Origin of the sequence: Mycobacterium sp. (genome assembly GCF_050701675.1) — a bacterium.
In the GTDB taxonomy this organism is placed as follows: domain Bacteria; phylum Actinomycetota; class Actinomycetes; order Mycobacteriales; family Mycobacteriaceae; genus Mycobacterium.
Map to the genome: position 1 here is coordinate 1 of NZ_JBOGDD010001010.1, position 17,012 is coordinate 17,012.

18 protein-coding genes are annotated in these 17,012 nt (G+C 66.3%); all 18 read left to right on the plus strand.

Annotated elements, in window-relative coordinates; all coding sequences use genetic code 11:
- The coding region (locus ACRDUX_RS30810; protein WP_526419660.1) for a nuclear transport factor 2 family protein at positions 1–138 on the plus strand (138 nt) is incomplete at its 5' end.
- Complete coding sequence (locus ACRDUX_RS30815) at positions 135–680, plus strand: YceI family protein (RefSeq protein WP_526419632.1); 546 nt, start codon at positions 135–137, stop codon at positions 678–680. The genes ACRDUX_RS30810 and ACRDUX_RS30815, both read left to right, overlap by 4 nt.
- Positions 681–690: 10 nt before the next feature.
- A complete protein-coding gene (locus tag ACRDUX_RS30820; protein ID WP_526419633.1) occupies positions 691–1,086 on the plus strand; it encodes an Rv3143 family two-component system response regulator in 396 nt (131 codons plus the stop codon).
- A 171-nt stretch (positions 1,087–1,257) separates the two neighbouring features.
- Positions 1,258–1,632 (plus strand): NADH-quinone oxidoreductase subunit A, encoded by a 375-nt coding sequence (locus tag ACRDUX_RS30825; RefSeq protein WP_526419635.1) that lies wholly within the window; start codon positions 1,258–1,260, stop codon positions 1,630–1,632.
- Positions 1,633–1,640: 8 nt separating this feature from the next.
- Positions 1,641–2,198: an NADH-quinone oxidoreductase subunit B gene (locus tag ACRDUX_RS30830; protein ID WP_526381761.1), complete on the plus strand. Its 558-nt coding sequence runs from the start codon at positions 1,641–1,643 to the stop codon at positions 2,196–2,198.
- Complete coding sequence (locus tag ACRDUX_RS30835) at positions 2,195–2,905, plus strand: NADH-quinone oxidoreductase subunit C (RefSeq protein WP_526419637.1); 711 nt, start codon at positions 2,195–2,197, stop codon at positions 2,903–2,905. The genes ACRDUX_RS30830 and ACRDUX_RS30835 overlap by 4 nt, the downstream gene beginning before the upstream one ends.
- Entirely contained in the window at positions 2,905–4,227 is a 1,323-nt protein-coding gene (gene nuoD, locus ACRDUX_RS30840) for an NADH dehydrogenase (quinone) subunit D (protein WP_526419639.1), read from the plus strand. The genes ACRDUX_RS30835 and nuoD overlap by 1 nt, the downstream gene beginning before the upstream one ends.
- Complete coding sequence (gene nuoE, locus ACRDUX_RS30845; RefSeq protein WP_526419641.1) at positions 4,224–5,072, plus strand: NADH-quinone oxidoreductase subunit NuoE; 849 nt, start codon at positions 4,224–4,226, stop codon at positions 5,070–5,072. The genes nuoD and nuoE overlap by 4 nt, the downstream gene beginning before the upstream one ends.
- A complete protein-coding gene (gene nuoF / locus ACRDUX_RS30850) occupies positions 5,069–6,382 on the plus strand; it encodes an NADH-quinone oxidoreductase subunit NuoF (protein ID WP_526419643.1) in 1,314 nt (437 codons plus the stop codon). Before nuoE ends, nuoF begins: the two co-directional genes overlap by 4 nt.
- 78 nt (positions 6,383–6,460) lie before the next feature.
- Positions 6,461–8,854, plus strand: a complete 2,394-nt coding sequence (locus ACRDUX_RS30855; protein WP_526419645.1) for an NADH-quinone oxidoreductase subunit G — start codon at positions 6,461–6,463, stop codon at positions 8,852–8,854.
- Positions 8,851–10,086 carry an NADH-quinone oxidoreductase subunit NuoH gene (gene nuoH / locus ACRDUX_RS30860; protein ID WP_526419647.1) on the plus strand — a complete coding sequence of 412 codons (1,236 nt, stop codon included), beginning with the start codon at positions 8,851–8,853 and terminating at the stop codon, positions 10,084–10,086. Before ACRDUX_RS30855 ends, nuoH begins: the two co-directional genes overlap by 4 nt.
- Positions 10,079–10,675: an NADH-quinone oxidoreductase subunit NuoI gene (gene nuoI, locus ACRDUX_RS30865; RefSeq protein ID WP_526419649.1), complete on the plus strand. Its 597-nt coding sequence runs from the start codon at positions 10,079–10,081 to the stop codon at positions 10,673–10,675. Before nuoH ends, nuoI begins: the two co-directional genes overlap by 8 nt.
- On the plus strand, positions 10,672–11,436 hold the full coding sequence (locus tag ACRDUX_RS30870; RefSeq protein ID WP_526419651.1) for an NADH-quinone oxidoreductase subunit J: 765 nt from the start codon (positions 10,672–10,674) through the stop codon (positions 11,434–11,436). The genes nuoI and ACRDUX_RS30870 overlap by 4 nt, the downstream gene beginning before the upstream one ends.
- Positions 11,433–11,732 (plus strand): NADH-quinone oxidoreductase subunit NuoK, encoded by a 300-nt coding sequence (gene nuoK, locus ACRDUX_RS30875; protein ID WP_526419653.1) that lies wholly within the window; start codon positions 11,433–11,435, stop codon positions 11,730–11,732. Before ACRDUX_RS30870 ends, nuoK begins: the two co-directional genes overlap by 4 nt.
- 37 nt (positions 11,733–11,769) lie before the next feature.
- Entirely contained in the window at positions 11,770–13,653 is a 1,884-nt protein-coding gene (nuoL, locus tag ACRDUX_RS30880) for an NADH-quinone oxidoreductase subunit L (RefSeq protein WP_526419655.1), read from the plus strand.
- The gene (locus ACRDUX_RS30885; RefSeq protein WP_526419657.1) at positions 13,650–15,203 is read left to right on the plus strand and encodes an NADH-quinone oxidoreductase subunit M; all 1,554 of its coding nucleotides are present in this window, start codon (positions 13,650–13,652) and stop codon (positions 15,201–15,203) included. Before nuoL ends, ACRDUX_RS30885 begins: the two co-directional genes overlap by 4 nt.
- Positions 15,200–16,774: an NADH-quinone oxidoreductase subunit NuoN gene (gene nuoN, locus ACRDUX_RS30890; RefSeq protein WP_526419658.1), complete on the plus strand. Its 1,575-nt coding sequence runs from the start codon at positions 15,200–15,202 to the stop codon at positions 16,772–16,774. Before ACRDUX_RS30885 ends, nuoN begins: the two co-directional genes overlap by 4 nt.
- A 30-nt stretch (positions 16,775–16,804) precedes the next feature.
- The coding region (locus tag ACRDUX_RS30895; protein ID WP_526419662.1) for an enoyl-CoA hydratase/isomerase family protein at positions 16,805–17,012 on the plus strand (208 nt) is incomplete at its 3' end.

Below are 17,012 nucleotides of genomic sequence, written 5' to 3' on the forward strand. Positions count from 1 at the left end.
CGGGCCGACGGGACCAACGGTTCGTCAATCACACTGCGGGTATGCATCGTGATCAAGGTCGATGACGGCCTGATCACGCGGATAGACGAGTACTTCGATCCGGCCGACATGGCTCCACTGCTCAGGAGAACGACATGACGACTCCAGCTAATTCAATCGCCGCCACCAACCCGGGCACCACGTGGCTCTTGGATCCCGAACGGTCGACGCTGACGTTCCGGAACAAGACGTTCTGGGGCGCGCTCACCGTGAAGGGCACGTTCAGCGATGTGGATGGCGAAGGCGAGATCACCTCGTCGCACACCGTCGCCGGAGTGCTGCGCGTCGGCGCGGCGTCGCTGTCGACCGGCATCGGCAAGCGCGACGAGCACCTGCGATCAGCAGACTTCTTCGACGTCGCGAACCACCCCGAGATCACGGTCGAGGTTCACGGTGCGAAGGTCACCGGCGCAGACCAGCTCGACCTCGACGCCACCCTCACCATCAAGGAGAGCGCACACCGCCTCGTCCTGCCCGCCACCGCGGAGCTGCTCGATGACGGCGCGGTCCGGATCACCAGCCATACCAAGATCAACCGCGAGGAACTCGGCGTCGACGGCAACCTGCTTGGCATGATCCCGCCAACCACACTCATCGAAGGCGTGGCCGTATTCACACCGCGGGCCGGGGCAGCGTCGTAGCATCGCCCATGTGCCCGAGTCGCCCCTGAAGATCCTCGTCTACAGCGACAACGCCGTCACCCGCGATCAGGTGCGGTCCGCGCTGGGCAAGCGGGTTCACCCCGACCTTCCGGAGTTGGAGTATGTCGACGTGGCCACCGCACCGGTCGTCGTCGCGAACCTTGACAAGGGCGGCATCGATCTCGCGATCCTGGACGGCGAAGCCACGCCAACGGGCGGGATGGGGCTGGCCAAGCAGCTCAAGGACGAGGTCGCGCACTGCCCGCCGATTCTGGTGCTGACGGGCCGTCCGGACGACGCCTGGCTGGCCTCGTGGTCACGAGCGGAGGCGGCCGTATCACATCCGATCGACCCGATCCGACTCGGCGAGGCCGTCGCATCGCTGCTGCGCTCGATCACACAGTAACCAGCACGAAATAGCCTGGCGCCATTCACTTCTCGCGATAGCGATCTCGCGGACCATCGGCGCGCAGTTGCTTCTTCTGATCCTATCCAAAATGCGCCGAGCCGACCGTTAACGAGACTAAGCTGTGTGATAGCTCACATCGACAGTCCAACGAGGGAGCGACACAGCGGTATGAACGCTTACATACCCATCCTGGTCCTAGGTGCGATCGCGGCAGCGTTCGCCATCGGCTCGGTGGTCATCGCCACCGTGATCGGCCCGCGGCGCTACAACCGGGCCAAACTCGAGGCCTACGAGTGCGGCATCGAACCGATCGCACCGGGGTCCCCCGGCGACCTGCAGACCGGCCAGCGGTTTCCGGTGAAGTACTACCTCGTGGCGATGTTGTTCATCGTCTTCGACATCGAGATCGTCTTCCTCTATCCGTGGGCCGTCGCATTCGACTCGCTCGGCTTGTTCGCCGTCGTCGAGATGCTGCTGTTCATGCTCACGGTCTTCGTCGCCTACGCATACGTGTGGCGGCGCGGCGGACTGAACTGGGATTGAGCTGACTCATGGGACTCGAAGAACAGCTTCCAGGCGGCATTCTGCTGTCGACGCTGGAGAAGGTCGCCGGCTACGTGCGCAAGGGTTCGCTGTGGCCCGCGACGTTCGGCCTGGCGTGCTGCGCCATCGAGATGATGGCAACGGCCGGCCCGAGATTCGACATCGCACGCTTCGGCATGGAACGGTTCTCCGCCACGCCGCGGCAGGCCGATCTGATGATCGTGGCCGGCCGCGTCAGCCAGAAGATGGCGCCGGTGCTGCGGCAGGTGTACGACCAGATGGCGGAGCCGAAATGGGTTCTCGCCATGGGGGTGTGCGCGTCGTCCGGCGGGATGTTCAACAACTACGCGATCGTCCAGGGCGTCGACCACGTGGTGCCGGTCGACATCTACCTGCCGGGCTGCCCGCCCCGGCCCGAGATGCTCCTCAACGCAATCCTGATGCTGCACGACAAGATCCAGGAGATGCCATTGGGCGTCAACCGCGCCGAGGCGATCGCGGCGGCAGAGGAGGCAGCACTCGCCTCCCGGCCGACCATCGAGCTCAAGGGACTGTTGCGCTCGTGACGGGCACCAACGGCAACGACAATGGGGCTGGCAATGGCGCTCCTCCGGACGAACCCGAGGTCATCCGCGTCCGGCGGGGCATGTTCGGCGTCACGGGCAGCGGCGACACTTCGGGTTACGGCAGGTTGGTGCGCGACGTCGCACTGCCAGGCGGCTCGCCACGGCCCTACGGCGGGTACTTCGACCAGGTCGTCGATGCGCTGGCCGGCGCACTCGGAGACGACGTCTACTCCGCCGCCGTCGAACGCATCGTGGTGTTCCGCAACGAACTCACCCTCGAGGTACGTCGTGAGCAACTGGTGGCCGTCGCTCAGACGTTGCGCGACCACGCCACCCTGCGATTCGAGCTGTGCCTCGGCGTCTCCGGTGTGCACTATCCCGATGACACCGATCGCGAACTGCACGCCGTCTACCCACTGATGTCCATCACCCACAACCGCAGGATTCGCCTCGAGGTGGCCGCACCCGATGCGGATCCGCATGTGCCGTCGTTGTTCTCGGTGTACCCGACCACCGACTGGCACGAACGCGAGACGTACGACTTCTTCGGCATCGTCTTCGACGGCCATCCGTCGCTCACCCGCATCGAGATGCCCGACGACTGGGTGGGACATCCACAACGCAAGGACTACCCGTTGGGCGGCATCCCCGTGGAATACCACGGCGCCAAGATACAACCGCCCGACCAGCGGAGGTCCTACAACTGATGACCATCCCCAACAACCCGCCCGAGGCCCGAGAAACGATCGTCACGGTGGGCGGTGAAGACTGGCACGAGGTCGTCGCGGCCGCCCGCGACAAGGCGGTCGCAGGCGAGCGCATCGTCGTCAACATGGGTCCGCAACACCCCTCGACGCACGGCGTGCTCCGGCTGATCCTCGAGATCGATGGTGAGACCATCACCGAGATCCGGTGCGGTATCGGCTACCTGCACACCGGGATCGAAAAGAATCTCGAGTTCCGCAACTGGACGCAGGGCGTCACGTTCGTGACCCGGATGGACTACCTGTCCCCGTTCTTCAACGAAACGGCGTACTGCCTCGGCGTCGAGAAACTACTGGACGTCACCGACGACATCCCCGAACGCGCCAGCGTGATCCGGGTGATGCTGATGGAGCTGAACCGCATCTCCAGCCATCTCGTGGCACTGGCCACGGGCGGGATGGAACTGGGCTCGATGTCGGCCATGTTCTACGGATTCCGCGAGCGCGAGCTCGTGCTCAACGTCTTCGAGACAATCACCGGTCTGCGGATGAACCACGCGTTCATCCGACCCGGGGGGCTGGCCGCGGACCTGCCCGATGAGGCCGTACCTCAGCTCAGGGAGCTGATGGTACTGCTACCGAAGCGGTTGGAGGACATCGAGAATCTCCTCAACGAGAACTACATCTGGAAGGCCCGCACCCAGGGCATCGGCTACCTCGACCTGACGGGATGCATGGCGCTCGGCATCACCGGACCGTGCCTTCGGTCCACCGGCCTGCCACACGATCTGCGCCGCGCCCAGCCGTACTGCGGTTACGAGAACTACGAGTTCGACGTCATCACCACCGACGAGTGCGATGCCTACGGCCGGTACATGATCCGCGTCCGCGAGATGCGGGAGTCACTGAAGATCGTCGAGCAGTGTCTGGACAAGCTCAAGCCGGGGCCGGTGATGATCACCGACAAGAAGCTGGCCTGGCCCGCCAACCTCACGTCAGGGCCCGACGGGCTCGGCAACTCACCCGAGTACATCGCCAAGATCATGGGCGGCTCGATGGAGGCGCTCATCCACCACTTCAAGTTGGTCACCGAGGGCATTCGCGTGCCCGCCGGACAGGTCTACGTCGCCGTCGAGTCGCCGCGGGGCGAACTCGGCGTACACATGGTGTCCGACGGCGGCACCCGGCCCTACCGAGTGCACTACCGCGATCCGTCCTTCACCAACCTGCAGGCGGTCGCGGCGATGTGCGAGGGCGGCATGGTGGCCGACGCCATCGCGGCGGTGGCATCGATCGATCCGGTGATGGGAGGCGTGGACAGGTGACTGTCGTAGAACTTCGACTAGGGCCCCGGCCCGACGAACCGGGACCGCCGATCTCGCAAGGGCCTCAGTCGTATACGGCCGAGGTGACGCAACGGCTCGCCGGCGACGCGGCGCAGATCATCGCCCGCTACCCTGAGGCGCGATCAGCGCTGCTGCCCCTGCTTCATCTGGTCCAGTCGGAGGACGGCTACCTCACACCCGCGGGAATCGCCTTCTGCGCAGGGCAATTGCAGCTAAGTCCCGCCGAGGTGACCGCGGTCGCGACGTTCTACTCGATGTACCGGCGCACGCCAACGGGCGAGTACCTGGTCGGCGTGTGCACCAACACTCTGTGCGCGGTGATGGGCGGGGACGCCATCCTCGACGTCCTCGAACAGCACCTCGACGTGCACGCCGGGCAGACCACCGACGACGGCAAGGTCACACTCGAGCACATCGAGTGCAACGCCGCATGCGACTACGCACCGGTGATCATGGTCAACTGGGAGTTCTTCGACAACCAGACACCGTCGTCGGCAAGGGATCTGGTGGACGACCTGCGCACGGGGCAGACCGTCACGCCAAGCCGCGGTGCTCCCCCGTGCACGTTCCGCGACACCGCACGGATCCTCGCCGGCTTCGCCGACCAGCGGCCCGGCGCCAACGACGGCCCCACCGCCGGTGACGCCACGCTGGCAGGGCTGCGAGTGGCAAGAGAGCGGAACATGTCTGCACCCTCGGTGGCGGAATCCGGTTCCACCGCCAAGGGGCCCGACGACGAACAGATCACGGAGGACACCGCGCGCAACGAGCCGGCACCCGGCCCCTCTGCCGACGTGCCGCCGAGGAACGGTGCGCAGTCATGACACTGACGCCCGTATTGAGCAGCTACTGGGACGAGCCGTCGTCCTGGACCATGGCGGCCTACCAACGCCACGACGGGTACCGCGCCCTGCGCAAGGCCCTCGCGATGGAACCCGACGCCGTGATCGGCTTGGTCAAGGACTCCGGACTGCGCGGTCGTGGCGGTGCAGGCTTCCCGACGGGTCAGAAGTGGTCGTTCATCCCGCAGGGGGCCGACGGCGCCGGCGCCAAACCGCACTATCTCGTGATCAACGCCGATGAGTCGGAACCGGGCACCTGCAAGGACATTCCGCTCATGATGGCCACCCCGCACGTACTGGTCGAAGGTGCGATCATCGCGGCGTACGCCATCCGGGCCCGGCATGCGTTCATCTACGTTCGCGGCGAGGTGATTCCGGTGCTGCGCCGACTGCAGGCCGCCGTCGCCGAGGCCTATGACGCCGGGTACCTCGGCACCGACGTCCTCGGCTCGGGCTTCGACCTCGATCTCGTCGTGCATGCGGGGGCAGGGGCCTACATCTGCGGTGAGGAGACCGCGCTGCTCGACTCGCTCGAGGGAAGACGGGGTCAGCCGCGGTTGCGACCGCCGTTCCCCGCCGTCGCGGGCCTGTACGCGTGCCCCACGGTGGTGAACAACGTCGAGTCCATCGCCAGCGTGCCAGCCGTTCTGCGCGGCGGCGTCGACTGGTTCAAGTCGATGGGATCGGAGAAGTCGCCAGGATTCACGCTGTACTCGCTGTCCGGTCACGTCACCAATCCCGGTCAGTACGAAGCTCCACTGGGCATCACCCTCCGCGAACTGCTCGACTACGCGGGCGGGATTCGGGCAGGCCACGAGCTGAAGTTCTGGACGCCGGGCGGCTCGTCGACGCCGCTGCTCACGGCCGAACACCTCGACGTGCCACTCGATTACGAGAACATGGCTGGCGTCGGATCGATGCTGGGCACGAAGGCGCTTCAGATCTTCGACGAGACCACGTGCGTGGTGCGGGCGGTCCGCCGCTGGACACAGTTCTACGCTCACGAATCCTGCGGCAAGTGCACACCGTGTCGCGAGGGCACGTACTGGCTGGCCCAGATCTACGAGCGGCTCGAATCCGGCACCGGCCACCGCGAGGACGTGGACAAGTTGCTCGACATCTCCGACGCGATCTTCGGCAAGTCGTTCTGCGCCCTCGGCGACGGCGCGGCCAGCCCGGTCCTGTCGTCCATCAAGCACTTCCGCGACGAGTACGTCGCGCACCTGGACGGTGGGTGCCCGTTCGACCCACACGCATCGATGCTCGTCGCACCCGCGGGGGTCCCGTCATGAGCGCGAGCAGACGCAAAGTGCCCTCATTCGACCGGAAGCAGGGCACTTTGTGTCTGCTCGCGGGAGAAAGGTGACCGTATGACCACTGCGGAGAACAAGACCGGCACCGAGGCCACCCCGGTCGAGATGGTGGCACTGACCATCGACGACCACCAGATCAGTGTGCCCAAGGGCACGTTGGTGATTCGCGCGGCCGAACTCATCGGCATCCAGATCCCGCGGTTCTGCGACCATCCGCTACTCGAGCCGGTCGGGGCCTGCAGGCAGTGCCTGGTGGAGGTGGAGGGACAGCGCAAACCCATGGCGTCGTGCACCATCACCGTCACGCCCGACATGGTGGTGCGCACGCAGCTGACCTCCGAGGCAGCCGACAAGGCGCAGCACGGCGTCATGGAACTGCTGTTGATCAACCACCCGCTGGACTGCCCGGTCTGCGACAAGGGCGGCGAATGTCCGCTGCAGAACCAGGCGATGTCCAACGGCCAGGCCGACACGCGCTTCACCGACGTCAAGCGCACGTTCCCCAAGCCCATCAACCTGTCCGCACAGGTGCTGCTTGACCGGGAGCGGTGCGTGCTATGTGCCAGATGTACGCGCTTCTCCAACCAGATCGCCGGCGACCCCTTCATCGAACTACTCGAACGCGGAGCGCTGCAGCAGGTCGGCATCGCGGCCGACACACCCTTCGACTCCTACTTCTCGGGCAACACCGTGCAGATCTGTCCGGTCGGCGCGCTGACCGGCACCGCCTACCGGTTCCGCGCCAGGCCCTTCGACCTGGTGTCCTCACCCAGCGTGTGCGAACACTGTGCGTCGGGGTGCGCCCAGCGCACGGATCACCGCCGCGGAAAGGTGCTGCGCCGCTTGGCCGGTGACGACCCCGAGGTCAACGAGGAGTGGAACTGCGACAAGGGACGCTGGGCATTCACCTATCCCAGCCAGGGTGACCGCATCGCAACTCCCCTGGTTCGTGACCCCGACGGCAGCCAGCGCCCAGCATCCTGGTCGGAGGCCGTTGCGGTGGCGATCCGCGGGCTGACCGCGGCGGCCGGGCGCACCGGAGTGCTGGTCGGCGGGCGGGCGACGCTCGAAGACGCCTACGCCTACGCCAAGTTCGCCAGAATCGTGCTTGGCACCAACGACATCGACTTCCGCAGTCGCGCGCACTCCGACGAGGAGGCCCAGTTCCTGGCCGCCGCCGTCGCCGGGCAACCGATGACCGTGACGTACGCCGACCTCGAGGCCGCGCCCGCCGTGCTCCTGGCCGGATTCGAACCGGAAGAGGAGTCTCCGATCGTCTATCTGCGGCTGCGCAAGGCATTCCGCAAGCGCGGGCTGAAGGTCCGCTCGATCGCGCCCTTCGCCACGCGAGGGCTGGCGAAGATGGGTGGCACGCTCATCGCCACCGCGCCGGGTGATGAAGCAGCGGCGCTCGATACCCTCGGTGAGGACGTGGTGGCTGGGACGGTGGTCCTGGTCGGGGAGCGACTCGCCACCTCGCCAGGCGCCTACTCCGCCGTGCTGCGTCTCGTCGAACGCACCGGCGCCCGGCTCGCGTGGATTCCCCGGCGCGCCGGTGAACGCGGCGCACTGGAAGCCGGTGCGGCGCCGTATCTTCTTCCAGGGGGCCGACCGCTGTCGGACTCCGCCGCACGCGCGGAGATCGCCGCGGCATGGAACGTCGACGAACTCCCTGACCAGCCGGGACACGACACGTCGAGCATCATCGCGGCGGCCGCAGCCGGATCGTTGGGGGCGCTGCTGGTCGGCGGTGTGGAGATCGACGACCTGCCCGACCCGGCCGCCGCGATCGCGGCGATCGAGGCCGCACCGTTCGTCGTCAGTCTGGAGCTGCGCCAGAGCGCCGTCACCGAGCGTGCCGACGTGGTGTTCCCCGTCGCGCCGGTGTCCGAGAAGTCGGGCACGTTCGTCAACTGGGAAGGCCGCCAACGTCCCTTCGACCCAGCGCTGCCGCCCGGCGCGACGTCCGATTCACGCGTGCTCGCAGCACTTGCCGAGGAGGTCGGAGTCGACCTCGGACTGCGCGACGCGGCCGCCGCACGCGACGAACTCCGGCGCCTCGGTGTCTGGCGGGGCACGCGAGCCGCGGCGCCGAACGTGGCCGCCCCCCAGTCGGAACGCCCCGCCACGGGCCGTGCGGTGCTCTCGGGCTGGCGGATGCTGCTCGACAGGGGCCGACTCCAGGACGGCGAGCCCCACCTCGCCGGGACGGCGCGGCCCAGCGTGGCACGGCTGTCGCGAAGGACTGCCACCGAGATCGGCGCCGACGACGGCGGACCGATCACCGTGGCGACGCCGCGCGGCGCCATCACCCTTGCGCTCGAGATCACCGAGATGCCGGACCGGGTGGTGTGGCTGCCCCTGAATTCGCCGGGTTCCCAGGTGAACCCGGCCCTTGGCGCATCACCCGGCGACGTGGTGGCCATTTCGGTTGGCGGTGAGCAGGCGTGACGTACCCAGATCTCACCTCGTTCGGCCACGATCCCTGGTGGCTGGTGCTCGGCAAGGCACTCGGCGTATTCGTCTTCCTGCTGCTCACCGTTCTCGTGGCAATCCTGCTCGAGCGCAAGATCCTCGGCCGGATGCAGATGCGCTACGGCCCCAACCGAGTTGGCCCCTTCGGCGTACTCCAGAGCCTGGTCGACGGTGTAAAACTGGCACTCAAGGAAGGCCTGATTCCGGCGGGCGTCGACAAGCCCATCTACCTCGCGGCACCGGTGATCGCGGTCATTCCCGCGATCATGGCGTTCGCCGTGATTCCGATGGGCGGCATGGTCAGCGTCTTCGGGCACCAAACCCCGCTGCAACTCACCGACCTCGCCGTCGGAGTGCTGTACGTACTCGGCGTCACCTCGATCGGCGTATACGGAATCGTCCTGGCGGGCTGGTCCTCCGGATCCACGTATCCCCTACTCGGTGGGATCCGCTCGAGCGCGCAGGTGATCTCCTATGAGATCGCGATGGCGCTGTCCTTCGCCGCGGTCTTCCTCTACTCCGGCACCATGTCCACCTCCGAGATCGTCGCGAAGCAGCAGGGCATCTGGTACGCGTTCCTGTTGCTGCCGTCATTCCTGATCTACGTCACCTCGATGGTCGGTGAGACCAACCGTGCGCCCTTCGATCTGCCAGAGGCCGAGGGCGAGCTGGTCGGCGGATTCCACACCGAGTACTCCTCGCTCAAGTTCGCGATGTTCATGCTCGCCGAGTACGTCAACATGACCACGGTCTCGGCATTGGCCACCACGCTGTTCCTCGGGGGGTGGCAGGCCCCGTGGCCGTTCAACATGATCGACGGGGCGAACTCCGGCTGGTGGCCGTTGCTGTGGTTCATCGTGAAGGTCTGGACGTTCATGTTCGGATTCATGTGGCTGCGAGCGACGCTGCCGCGCCTGCGTTACGACCAGTTCATGAACCTGGGCTGGAAGCTCCTCATCCCCATCTCGCTGGCGTGGATCGTGACGGTCGCCGTCGTCCGGACCCTGCGCAACGAGGGGTACGACGGCTTGGCCGTCGTTCTCATCACCACCAGCGCGTTCGTCGCATTCCTGCTGCTGGTTTATCTCTGGCGGACGTTGCGGCAGAAGGAGACCCGCCGGGTCGCCAGAATCCCGGACACGCCCGCGGCCGATTCGGGGGCTTTCCCGATACCGCCCATTCCCGTGAAGGAGCCCGCCGATGTCTAAGAGGCCACACTTCATCGACGCCATCGCCGGCTTCGGCGTGACGTTCAAGACGATGTTCAAGAAGCCGATCACCGAGGAATACCCGGAGAGTCCCGGTCCGACGGCAAAGCGTTATCACGGTCGCCACCAACTCAACCGGTACGACGATGGCCTGGAGAAGTGCATCGGCTGCGAGCTCTGCGCATGGGCGTGCCCGGCCGACGCGATCTTCGTCGAGGGCGCCGACAACACCGAGGACGAGCGGTTCTCCCCCGGCGAGCGGTACGGGCAGGTGTACCAGATCAACTATCTGCGGTGCATCGGGTGCGGCTTGTGCATCGAGGCATGCCCGACCAGGGCACTGACGATGACCAACGACTACGAGATGGCCGACGACAACCGCTCCGACCTGATCTACGGCAAGGACAAGTTGTTGGCACCGCTGCAGCCCGGCATGACGGCACCGCCGCACGCGATGGCCGCGGGCAGCACCGACGAGGACTACTACCGCGGGAACATCAGGGCTGACGGTCTCGCCACCTCGCTCGGGATGCCAGAGGTGAAACCTCGTCAGAAGCCCCGCGATCCGGTCGAGGAAGTCGTTCTGTGACGGTCGAACTCACGCTGCTCGCGGCCGACGCCGCCTACCGCACGTCCACCACGGAGGCGGTGACGTTCTGGGTGCTCGGCACGTTCGCGGTGCTCGGCGCCATCGCCGTGGTCGCCGCCCCCAAGGCCGTGTACTCGGCGATCTTCCTCGCGATCACGATGATCATCCTCGCGGTGCTCTACATCGCCCAGGACGCGCTGTTCCTCGGCATCGTGCAGATCGTCGTCTACACCGGCGCCGTGATGATGCTGTTCCTCTTCGTCCTGATGCTGATCGGAGTGGACTCCTCCGACTCGCTGGTGGAAACCATTCGCGGACAACGTATCGCCGCGATCTGCGCAGGCGTCGCATTCGGCGTACTGCTGATCGCGGCCATCGGCAACCTGTCCCTCGCCGGATTCACCGGCCTCACCGACGCCAACGCGGGCGGCAACGTCGAGGGCCTGGCTGCGCTGATCTTCGTCCGCTACCTGTGGGCATTCGAGCTGACCAGCGCACTGCTCATCACCGCCACCCTCGGCGCGATGGTGCTGACCCACCGGGAACGGGTCGACCGCCGCAAGACCCAGCGCGAACTCTCGATCGAGCGCTTCGCCTCGGGTGGGCACGCCACCCCGATGCCGAGCCCAGGCGTGTACGCCCGCCACAACGCCGTGGACATGGCCGCCCGACTGCCCGACGGCTCCGACGCCGACACGTCGGTGAGCGGCATCCTGCCGCCGCGAACCATGGCGGGGGCCAAGAACGGGGAGCCCCGGTGAACCCCTACAACTACCTCTATCTCTCGGCGCTGCTGTTCACCATCGGGGCGGCGGGGGTGCTGTTGCGGCGCAACGCCATCGTGATGTTCATGTGCGTCGAGTTGATGCTCAACGCGGCCAACCTCGCCTTCGTCACGTTCTCCCGGATGCACGGGCACCTCGACGGGCAGGTCGTGGCGTTCTTCACCATGGTCGTCGCCGCGTGCGAGGTGGTGGTCGGTCTTGCGATCATCATGACCATCTTCCGCGCCAGACAGTCGGCCTCGGTCGACGCGGCCAGCCTGCTGAAGCACTGATGAGCGCCTGCGCGAAGAAGAGACGAGCTTGAGTATCATGACACTTCCCGTGTGGCTGCTGATTGCGCTCCCACTGCTCGGTGCGGCGATCCTGCTGCTCGGCGGCAAGTCCACCAACGCCTGGGGCCACCTGCTTGGCTGTGCGACGGTGCTGGCGTCCTTCGTCGTCGGAGCGGTGTTGTTCGTCGACCAGCTCAACCGCGTCGCCGAGAACAGGGAGATACACGAGCACCTGTTCTCCTGGGTACCGGTGGGCCGATTGCAGGTCGACTTCGGGCTCCAACTCGACCAGCTGTCAGTGTGTTTCGTGTTGCTGATCACCGGCGTCGGTTCGCTCATCCACGTCTACTCGGTCGGCTACATGGCGCACGATCCCGAACGCAGACGCTTCTTCGCCTATCTCAACCTGTTCGTTGCGGCCATGCTTCTGCTGGTCCTCGCCGACAACTACCTCGGGCTCTACGTGGGCTGGGAGGGTGTCGGTCTCGCCTCTTACCTGCTGATCGGCTTCTGGTCGCACAAGCCGTCGGCCGCGACTGCGGCGAAGAAGGCGTTCGTCGTCAACCGCGTCGGTGACGTCGGCCTGGCCCTGGCCATCATGGTGATGTTCGCAAGCGTCGGAACCATCTCGTATGCCGGCGTATTCGGTGCCGCCAGCGAGATCTCGCAGGGCACGCTCACCGCGATCGGACTGCTGCTGCTGCTCGCCGCGTGCGGCAAGTCCGCACAGGTGCCGTTGCAGTCGTGGCTCGGTGATGCGATGGAGGGCCCCACGCCGGTGTCGGCGCTCATCCACGCGGCGACCATGGTGACCGCAGGCGTATATCTGATCGTGCGCTCCGGACCCGTCTACGACCTCGCGCCCGACGCCCGTCTCGGCGTCGTGATCGTCGGGGCGGTGACCCTGCTCTTCGGCGCGGTCATCGGCTGCGCGAAGGACGACATCAAGAAGGCGCTCGCCGCGTCGACGATGTCGCAGATCGGCTACATGGTGCTCGCGGCGGGTCTCGGGCCTGCCGGTTACGCCATCGCGATCCTGCATCTGCTGACCCACGGCTTCTTCAAGGCGGGGCTCTTCCTCGGCGCGGGGTCGGTGATGCACGGCATGGATGACGAAACGGACATGCGGCGATTCGGCGGACTGCGCACGTTCATGCCCATCACGTTCGTGACGTTCGGGCTCGGCTATCTGGCAATCATCGGCGTACCGCCGTTCGCCGGGTTCTTCTCCAAGGACGCGATCATCGAAACCGCCTTCGCCGCAGGCGGAGTCAAGGGCCTGCTACTCGGCGGAGCCGCTCTCCTCGGGGCGGGCATCACCGCGTTCTACATGACCAGGGTGATGCTGATGACGTTCTTCGGGGAGAAGCGCTGGCGAGAAGGTGCTCACCCGCACGAATCGCCTGCCAGCATGACGTGGCCGATGATCGTGCTCGCGGTCGGATCGGTGGGCGCGGGCGGACTACTCGCCATCGGCGGCACGCTCGAGCACTGGCTCGAACCGGTCGTCGGCGCCCATGAAGCCGAGCACTCGATCCCCGTCTGGGTGATGACGACCATCACGCTGGCCGTGGTCGCGGTCGGCATCGGAATCGCGTACCGCATGTACGCGATGCGCCCCGTCCCCGAGACGGCGCCGGACGACGTGTCCGCGTTGACCGTCGCTGCCCGCAGGGACCTCTACGGCGACGCCTTCAACGAAGACGTGTTGATGCGGCCGGGCCAGCTCGTCACGGCGGGCCTGGTCGAGATCGACGACGACGGCATCGAGGACGTGTCCCGCGGGCTCGGCGCGCTCGTCGGCGGCAGCTCGGAGCGGCTGCGGCAGTTCCAAACTGGGTTCGCCCGCTCGTACGCCCTGTCCATGCTGGGTGGCGCCGTCCTGGTGATCGCCGCGATTCTGGCGGTGAGGGTCTGGTGACCGGCGTGCCGTGGCTGACGATTCTCTGGGCCGTTCCGATGGTCGGCGCGGCGGGCGTGATCCTGTTGCCCTCGGCGGCACGACATCTCGCGAAGTATGCGGCCCTCGTCGTCTCGCTGGTGGTGCTGGCGATCGCGGTGACGCTCGCCGTGACCTTCGACCCGGCGGGAGCGCAATACCAGTTCGTCGAGGACCACGCGTGGATCCCATCCTTCGGAACGGGCTACATCCTGGGCCTCGACGGGATCGCACTTGCACTGGTGGTGCTCACGGCCGTCCTGGTGCCGCTGCTGATCGTCGCGGGCTGGCACGACGGCAGCGATCAGGCCCGGTCCACGCACACGTACATGGCCTTGACGCTGGCCGTCGAGGGCATGGTGCTCATCTCGCTGGTCGCTCTCGACGTCCTGCTGTTCTACGTGTTCTTCGAGGCCATGCTGATCCCGATGTACTTCCTCATCGGAGGCTTTGGCGGCGCGAACCGGTCCAAGGCAGCGGTGAAGTTCCTGCTGTACAACCTGTTCGGTGGTCTGATCATGCTCGCCGCGGTCATCGGACTGTACGTGGCCACCGCCACCAGCACCGCCTTCGACGCGGGGACGTTCGACTTCCGCGCGATCGTGGCTGCCGTGGAGGATGGATCGCTCAACATCAGCCCCGCGGTGCTCAACGCGCTCTTCCTCGGGTTCATGTTCGCCTTCGCGGTCAAGGCGCCGCTCTGGCCGTTCCACCGCTGGTTGCCCGACGCCGCCGTCGAGGCCACCCCGGCGACGGCCGTGCTGATGATGGCCGTCGTCGACAAGGTCGGCACGTTCGGCATGCTGCGCTACTGCCTGCAGTTGTTCCCCGACGCTTCGATGACGTTCCGGCCGTTGATCATCACGCTCGCGGTGATCGGCATCATCTTCGGCGCAGTCGTGGCGATCGGCCAGACCGACGTGATGCGGCTCATCTCCTACACGTCGATCTCGCACTTCGGATTCATCATCCTCGGCATCTTCGCGATGACCAGCCAGGGCCAGTCCGGCTCGACCCTCTACATGGTCAACCACGGCATCTCGACCGCGGCTCTGTTTCTCGTCGCGGGATTCCTGGTGTCGCGCAGGGGAAGTCGCACCATCGCCTCCTTCGGGGGTGTACAGAAGGTCGCGCCGGTGCTGGCGGGCACGTTCCTCGTCGCTGGACTGGCCACCCTGTCGCTACCCGGCCTTGCGCCGTTCATCAGCGAATTCCTGGTGCTGATCGGCACGTTCACCACGTACCCGGTCATGGCCGTCTTCGCGGCGTCCGCGCTGGTGCTGTCGGCGATCTACATCCTGTGGACGTACCAGCGCATGATGACCGGACCCGTCGGTCCCGGCAACGACAAACTGCGTGACCTCGTCCCAAGGGAACTCGTCGTCGTGGCGCCCCTGATCGCGATCCTGCTGGTACTCGGCGTGTATCCGAAACCGGTACTGGACGTGATTGACCCCGCCGTCGGCCACACGCTGAGCACGATAGGCCAGCAGGACCCCGCACCCCGTGTCGCGGAAGGACCCGCCAAATGACCATCACCGCACCGTCGGTCGAATACGGGCTGCTGTCACCGATGTTGATCGTGCTCGGCGTCGCCGTGCTCGGCGTGCTGGTCGAAGCCTTCCTGCCCCGCAGCGTCCGGTACCGGGTACAACTGTCGCTGGCCATCGGAGGTCAGGTGGCCGCATTGGTCGCCGTCGTCACCGAGTGGATCGGCCTTGGCTCGTCGCTGGGCCGGACCGCCGTTGGCGGGGCCGTCGCGCTCGACAAGCCGGCGTTGTTCCTGCAGGGCACCCTGCTTCTCGTAGGCATCCTCGCCACGCTGCTGATCGCCGAACGCCGCATCGCCTCCGAGGTCGACGCGAATGAAGGAGCAGCGGGCCTCGACGCATTCACTCCGATGGCCTCGGCCGTGCCGGGCAGCGTCACCGAGAAGCTCGCCACGAAAGCCGGTGTCGCACAGACCGAGATCTTCCCACTGACCATGCTCGCCCTCGGCGGGATGATGCTCTTCCCCGCCGCAGGCGACCTTCTGACCATGTTCGTCGCACTCGAGGTGTTCTCACTGCCGCTGTACCTGATGTGCGGGTTGGCCAGGCACCGGCGGCTTCTCTCCCAGGAGGCGGCGCTCAAGTACTTCCTCCTCGGGGCGTTCTCATCGGCGTTCTTCCTGTACGGGATCGCCCTGCTGTACGGCTACTCGGGCGGACTGAGCCTCACCGGTATCCGCGACCAAGCGGCCAGTTCGGACGACACCACGCTGGCACTCGTCGGCATCGGCTTGCTGACAGTCGGTGTGCTGTTCAAAGTCGGTGCGGTGCCGTTTCATTCGTGGATCCCCGACGTGTATCAAGGCGCTCCCACGCCGGTCACGGGCTTCATGGCAGCCGCTACCAAGATCGCCGCGTTCGGGGCCATGCTGCGAATCTTCTACGTCGCGCTTCCCGGCTTCGAGGATGACTGGCGACCGCTGATGTGGGGCATCGCGATCCTCACGATGGTGGTCGGCACGGTGACGGCGGTGTCCCAGAGCGACGTCAAGCGAATGCTGGCCTACTCCTCGGTCGCCCATGTGGGCTTCATCCTGACGGGCGTCATCGCACTCAACGACAGCGGTGTGTCCGCAACGTTGTTCTACCTGTTCGCCTATGGTTTCAGCACTCTCGGCGCGTTCGCCGTCGTCAGCGTGGTGCGCAACGCGGCAGGCGAGGAGGAGACCGACATGTTGCGGTGGGCGGGACTCGGCCGGAGCCATCCACTGGTCGGGGTGGCGTTCTCGCTGTTCCTGCTCGCCTTCGCAGGGATCCCCTTGACCAGTGGCTTCGTCAGCAAGTTCGCCGTGTTCAAGGCGGCCGCCGAAGGTGGCGCCGCACCGCTGGTGATCGTCGGCGTCTGCGCCAGCGCGGTGGCGGCGTACTTCTACGTGCGGGTGATCGTGCTGATGTTCTTCACCGATCCGCCGGAAGACGCGCCAACGGTGGTGGTGCCGAGCGCGCTGAGCACCGCGACCGTGACGCTGACTGCGGCCATCACCCTGGTGCTCGGCGCCCTTCCTCAGCCGATCCTCGATCTGGCGAACACCGCGAACCAATTCGTGCGTTAGCGCATCCCCGTGACTGCCGACGAATTCGTGATGCGCACCGACCACGGTCCGGTCCGGGTTCTGACGTTGAACCGTCCCGAGGCGCGCAATGCGTTGAACCGCGTTCTGATCCGTTCGCTGTACGCCGCGCTGAAGTCCGCCGACGCCGACGAGGCGGTGCATGCGGTCGTGCTCACCGGTACCGACCCGGCGTTCTGTGCGGGCATCGACCTCAAGGAGGCGGCGCGCGACGGGCTGA

Bases quoted from the DNA above. Each gene is read 5' to 3' on its own strand.
- ACRDUX_RS30815 (WP_526419632.1), top strand. From the start codon at position 135: ATGACGACTCCAGCTAATTCAATCGCCGCCACCAACCCGGGCACCACG.
- ACRDUX_RS30825 (WP_526419635.1), top strand. From the start codon at position 1,258: ATGAACGCTTACATACCCATCCTGGTCCTAGGTGCGATCGCGGCAGCG.
- ACRDUX_RS30830 (WP_526381761.1), top strand. From the start codon at position 1,641: ATGGGACTCGAAGAACAGCTTCCAGGCGGCATTCTGCTGTCGACGCTG.
- nuoD (WP_526419639.1), top strand. From the start codon at position 2,905: ATGACCATCCCCAACAACCCGCCCGAGGCCCGAGAAACGATCGTCACG.
- nuoF (WP_526419643.1), top strand. From the start codon at position 5,069: ATGACACTGACGCCCGTATTGAGCAGCTACTGGGACGAGCCGTCGTCC.
- ACRDUX_RS30855 (WP_526419645.1), top strand. From the start codon at position 6,461: ATGACCACTGCGGAGAACAAGACCGGCACCGAGGCCACCCCGGTCGAG.
- nuoI (WP_526419649.1), top strand. From the start codon at position 10,079: ATGTCTAAGAGGCCACACTTCATCGACGCCATCGCCGGCTTCGGCGTG.
- nuoL (WP_526419655.1), top strand. From the start codon at position 11,770: ATGACACTTCCCGTGTGGCTGCTGATTGCGCTCCCACTGCTCGGTGCG.
- nuoN (WP_526419658.1), top strand. From the start codon at position 15,200: ATGACCATCACCGCACCGTCGGTCGAATACGGGCTGCTGTCACCGATG.